The 6,080-nt window shown below is 27.3% G+C and carries 3 protein-coding genes; all 3 read left to right on the forward strand.

Annotated elements, in window-relative coordinates; translation table 11 throughout:
- Window positions 1–365 precede the first annotated feature (365 nt).
- The 3 genes from GBZ86_RS11375 (at window position 366) to GBZ86_RS11385 (ending at window position 5,948) form a co-directional block, all read left to right on the forward strand.
- Window positions 366–3,365: a beta-N-acetylglucosaminidase domain-containing protein gene (locus GBZ86_RS11375; protein ID WP_327445043.1), complete on the forward strand. Its 3,000-nt coding sequence runs from the start codon at window positions 366–368 to the stop codon at window positions 3,363–3,365.
- Window positions 3,366–3,833: 468 nt separating this feature from the next.
- Window positions 3,834–4,619 carry an ADP-ribosylglycohydrolase family protein gene (locus GBZ86_RS11380; RefSeq protein WP_152890764.1) on the forward strand — a complete coding sequence of 262 codons (786 nt, stop codon included), beginning with the start codon at window positions 3,834–3,836 and terminating at the stop codon, window positions 4,617–4,619.
- 369 nt (window positions 4,620–4,988) lie between these two features.
- Window positions 4,989–5,948 (forward strand): tRNA dihydrouridine synthase, encoded by a 960-nt coding sequence (locus tag GBZ86_RS11385; protein WP_152890766.1) that lies wholly within the window; start codon window positions 4,989–4,991, stop codon window positions 5,946–5,948.
- Window positions 5,949–6,080: the final 132 nt, after the last annotated feature.

A 6,080-nucleotide genomic window follows, 5' to 3' on the forward strand; every position in this document is an offset into this window, starting at 1 on the left:
AATATATAATTGAAGTCAGTTTTTTTTAGAATAAATATAATTAATACATAGATAAATTTAATACTATTTGTGAAAAATTATATTTTATAAATCATATAAAATAAATTATATCTCATATATTGACATAAAAGTATATAAATAGTAAAATTGTGATGTTGTGAAATACAAAAAAAAGAATCTGATGAATTTTTATGAATTAAAATCATAAAGCAATGTATCTAATTATTATACTTAACATAATTTTAGTTCTTATATTTATAATAACAGTACATTGAGAGTAAGGTAGTTTAATTTAAAATTAAATTGCTTTAAATGAATAAAATTCATTTGAATTCAACAGAAATAGACAGGGTAGGGGGAGAATTATGAGAAACAAAACTAAAAAACTAACATGGATTATTAGTAGATTCATGGTTTTAGTTATGGCAGCAACTTTACTATCAGGAATACCTATGCAAAATGTATTAGCTGATGAAGTAGAGGAAAGAAAGAATGAGGAATATGAAATTTACCCAATTCCTCAAAGTATAAAATATGATAATGAATCTATTGATTTAGATGAAGAGGCTAATATTGTATTTGAAGAGGGTATTGATGAAGCTACAAAGAATAGGTTAATTGAAACTTTAGGAATTAAGGAAATTAACTATGAAGTAAGTACTGAAATAAAAGAAGAAAAATTAAACTTCTTAGTAGGAATAAATAATTCTAATGGAGTTGTAGATAATTATTTTACAGAAAATAATTTATCAAAGGATAGTCATTTTAAAAACAATGATGCTTATATTGTATCTGCTAAAGATAATGTAGTAGCTGTATTAGGTAAAGATACGGATTCTGCATTTTATGGAATTACATCTTTAAAATTAATATTTAATCAATTAGAAGATGATGAATTAAATGAATTGTTAATTGAAGATTACTCAGATGGACAATGGCGTGGATTTATTGAGGGATATTATGGAATTCCTTGGAGTAATGAGAATCGTATGGAATTAATGAAATTTGGTGGAGATTTTAAGATGAACTCTTATATTTTTGCACCAAAGGATGATGAATATCACAGTCTTAAGTGGAGAGAGCCATATCCAGCAGAAAAATTAGCTGAAATTGAAGAAATGGTTCAAGTTGGTGCTTCAACAAAGGCTAAATTTATATGGACTATACACCCATTCTTAAAAGATGGAATGAACTTTGACACAGAAGAAACTTACGCAGCTGAGTTAGAAAAAATAATAACTAAGTTTGAGCAATTATATAGCGTTGGAGTACGTCAATTTGGTGTTCTTGCAGATGATGCAGAAGGAGATGCTAATAATCAAGTTAAGCTTATGAATGACTTAGAACAGTGGCGTTTACAAAAAGGTGATGTATATGAATTCATCTTTGTTCCTAAGGTTTACACAAAGGAGTCAGCAGGTGGAGATGTTAATAATGAGTATTTAAATACTATTGGAACAATGCCAGAAACTGTTGATATCATGTGGACTGGTGATGTAGTACTTGGATATGTAACTCAAGATACATTTGAGTTCTTTGAAGAAGCTGTAGGTCGTCAAGCATTTATGTGGTTAAACTGGCCAGTAAATGATATTAATAATAAAAGATTATTAATGGGTAAAGGTGAAATGTTAGACTCAACAGTTACAAACTTTAAAGGAATAGTAACTAACCCAATGCAAGAGGCTCAAGCTTCAAAGGTTGCTTTATTTGCAATAGCTGACTATGGATGGAATAGAGCAGATTTCGATATGGACAAGAGTTGGGAAGATTCATTTAAGTATGTAGAACCAGATGCAACTGAGGAACTATACACATTTGCAAAGCATATGAGTGATCCAGCTCCAAACTGGCATGGATTATCTTTAGAAGAATCTGAAGAGTTAAGACCAACTATTGAAAAGTTTATAAGAAAGTTATGGAATAAAGAATCAATTATAGAGTATAGCGAAGAAGTTTTAGATGAGTATGAAGAAATTTTAGAGGCTACTAATACTTTTGCTAAAAAGTCTAAAAATGAATTATTAAAAAGTGAAATAAAAGGTTGGGTTGATTCATTAAGAGATTTATCAGAGTCAACTATAGCTTACGTAAATGCAGCAGTTGCTTTTGAAAAAGGTGATTATGAGGAAGCTATGAAATATTATGTTTTAGGTGAAGAGGAGTTTACTGCTTCAAGATCACATAGAACTCCAGCTTTAAATGGTGTATCTAGACCAGAACCTGGTACAAAATACTTAATACCATTTGCTAAAGATTTATCTAAAATAATTGGCGATAATATAGACCAAGTTATAAACCCAGATACTACTAAGTTAACACTTCGTCCTTACACAAATATGGATCCATTATACTGGGGACATGTTCAAAATATAGCTGATGGAGATAATACTAGATATTCAAGTATGTGGATAAGAAGAGGGGCTAAAGCTGATGACTATGTTGCTGTAGAATTAAATGAAGTAACTAAAGTTAAAAATATCGTATTTGAGCAAGGTCAAGATGAGGGAGATACATTTAATTACTGTAAATTCCAATATTCTATGGACGGTGAAACTTGGACAGATGTAAATGGAGTAGACTATGGTCCAAATATGAAAGAAATAGTTATAGAGGACTTAGATATAACAGCTAAGCACTTAAGAGTTGTTCCAACTAAAGAAATATTAGGAAATTGGATTGCTGTTAGAGAATTCTCTGTTAACAAAGAAGATAAAATTGATGATAATGGAAGCTTTGAGATTAATCCAGAAGCAGAACCTAAGTTTGAAGCAAAGAATTTAATTGATGGAAAATTAAATACAACATTTAAACCATTATTATCGGCTCCTAAAACTGGATATTTAACTTATAAAATTTCTGATAAAACAGATATTAAGAAGTTTACAATAGTTCAAAACTCAAATACAATTTCTGATGCAGTGGTATCTGTAAGAAGTGAAGAAGGTTGGTCAGAGGTTGGAGAACTAGGAAAGAGCTTCAATGAGTTTGATACAAAAGATTTTAAAGATATAATTGAAATAAAAGTAGAATGGGATGGTATTGCTCCAATTCTTCATGAAATAGGGATTTCAACAATTAAAGAAGAAACTACAGGTATAATTCCTAATAAAATAAAAGATTTACAAAGTAATAATATAACATCAAATTCTATTGAGTTAACTTGGAAAACACCTGAAAATACAACAGTTAAAGAATATATAATATATAAGGATGGAGTAGAACTAGCAAGAACTACTAAGCCAGAATTTACTGTAGAAGAATTAAAATCTAACACCTTATATGGTTTTAAAATTATTGCTGTTTCTATGGATAATCTAAAATCTAGACCAGTATCAAAAAACTTTAGAACTTTGAGAGACTAGATAGATTAATATTTTTTATAAATCTGTAAGTTTAATATTACTGAAAAATCAATATTTATTAAACTAAGAGAACCAATAAAATTATATTTTATAAAATAGCTATTTAAGGATTATTATGCCTTAAATAGCTTATTTTTTATAAAATCGTAACAATTTTGGATTAGGGGATAAATTTAATATATATGTTTTAATAAAGTTTCTACTATTCTAAATTTACATGAAGTAGGAAGTTGAATAATTAAAGAGGAAAAAAGCTTCATCAGTTAATGATTTTGAAGCTTAAAAAATTAATAAAAATTTATATATGAGAGTTATGTAAATTTATAAGTGTACATAGCTTTTAAATGAGAATATGAAGAAATAGTTAATAAATTTTAAATTGGAGAATATAATTTAAGTTGAAAAGATTAGTTTATTATAACAATATACTTATTAAATAAATTTAAAAAGGAAGGGTAGTGAAGAATTATGTTAGGTGCAATTATAGGTGATATAGTAGGTTCACGTTTTGAGTGGTATAATAACAAATCTAAGGAGTTTGAATTTTTTAATAAAAAATGTTTTTTTACGGATGATTCAGTTATGTCTTTAGCTATTGCAAAAGCAATTATGGAAAGTAAGGATGACTATAGTGATTTAAGTAAAAAAACAGTTAAATGTATGCAAGAAATAGGCAGACCATATCCTCGTTGTGGATATGGTGGAATGTTTTATGAGTGGATGTATACAAATAATCCGAAACCTTATAATAGCTTTGGAAATGGAGCCGCCATGAGAGTGAGTGCTTGTGGATTAGTAGCAGATAGTATTAATGAAGCAAAGATGTTATCAGAAAAAGTTACATGTGTAACTCATAATCATCCTGAGGGATTAAAAGGTGCTGAAGCTACAGCAATTGCTATTTTTCTTGCACGTTCTGGTAAAAGTATAGATGAAATAAAGAATTATATTGAAAAATATTACTATGAAATAAATTTTACATTAGATTCAATTAGAGATACTTATGAATTTAATGAAACTTGTCAAGAAACAGTACCTGAAGCATTAGAAGCATTTTTTGAATCAAATAGCTTTGAAGATGCTATAAGAAATGCTATTTCAATTGGAGGAGATAGTGATACTTTGGCAGCTATTACAGGATCAATAGCGGAAGCTTATTATGGAATACCTAGTGAATTTAGAGAGAAAGCTATTAAGTTTTTAGATAAAAGATTGCTAAATATAGTAGTTGAATTTGAAAGTAAGTATAGATAAAAAATAAACTTTTAAAAAAGTTAAAAATAAATTTCAATTTATTAATGGACAATGAATTACTAGCTAAAATAGAACTTTTAAAGTAAGAGGTGTTTTTATGTTATGTATTAGTAAAAGCATTAGATGATTGTAGATTACTTTTAAAATTTGAAAATGGTGAAATAAAATTATGTGTTACTCATTTTGGTAGCACATTTTTTGGTTAATAGAGAGTATAAAAGTATTTTTATCATAGAATACTTTTATATATGAATTAGATTATAATAAATAGAAGTTTAATTGTGGTAAAAAATACACTTAACATTAACTAGATAAGAAAAAAGATTGTTGATATAATATCTTTTAGAATGTATACAAAGGAGATTGTAAATGAAATATTATTTAGCACCAATGGAAGGTATAACGGTACATATATATAGAAATTCTTATGAAAAATTTTTTGGACATATTGATAAATATTTTACCCCTTTTGTTGTTCCAAATAAGAGTAAAAGTCTTAAGACTAAGGAATTAAGAGATCTTTTACCTGAGAATAATAAGGGAATTAATATAGTTCCTCAAATACTTACTAATGATTCAGAGGGTTTTATCATTACGGCTAGAAAGCTTCAGCAATTAGGATATAATGAGATTAATTTAAATTTAGGATGTCCAGCTGGAACGGTGGTTTCAAAGAATAGAGGATCAGGTTTTTTAGCTAAAAGGGATGAGTTAGATAAGTTTTTAGAAGACATATATAAAATTGATGATATGAAAATTTCTATAAAGACTAGAATAGGAAAGGATAGTCCAGAGGAGTTTTATGAGTTAATAAATATTTATAATAAGTATCCTTTAGAAGAGTTAATAATTCATCCTAGAACAAGACAAGACTTTTATGGAAACAAGCCTAATTTAGAAGTGTTTAGGGATGCTTTAGAATTAAGTAATACTTCAGTATGTTATAATGGTGATATTTTTACTTTGGCAGATCATGATAATTTAATTAATAATTTTCCAAAGTTAGATAAGATGATGATAGGAAGAGGAATACTTGCTAACCCAGGTTTAATGAAGGAAATTAAAACTACTACTTATATAGACAAAAATAGAGTAAAAGAGTTTCATGATGAGGTTTTTAATACCTATAGAGAAGTGTTTAATGAAGATAAAAATGCAATGTTTAGAATGAAAGAATTATGGGGTTATATGATTTATATATTTTCAGATAATAAAAAATATGCTAAGAAAATAAAGAAGGCACAAAAAATAAGTGATTATAATGATGCTGTAAATAGTTTATTTCAGGAGCAAGATATTATAAAAGGTGCTGGATTATTTAGAAATTAAGAATAATTAAATATAAAAAAATCTTAAGTCCTTAGTTTTAAGGGCTTTTTTCTTATATATATGTGGTATTAAATAGTTTATATTTTAGTTTTATATAAATATAGTCTATTAAAGTTTTGATATATATAAGAA

The sequence above is a fragment of the Clostridium tarantellae genome (genome assembly GCF_009295725.1).
Classification (GTDB): domain Bacteria; phylum Bacillota; class Clostridia; order Clostridiales; family Clostridiaceae; genus Sarcina; species Sarcina tarantellae.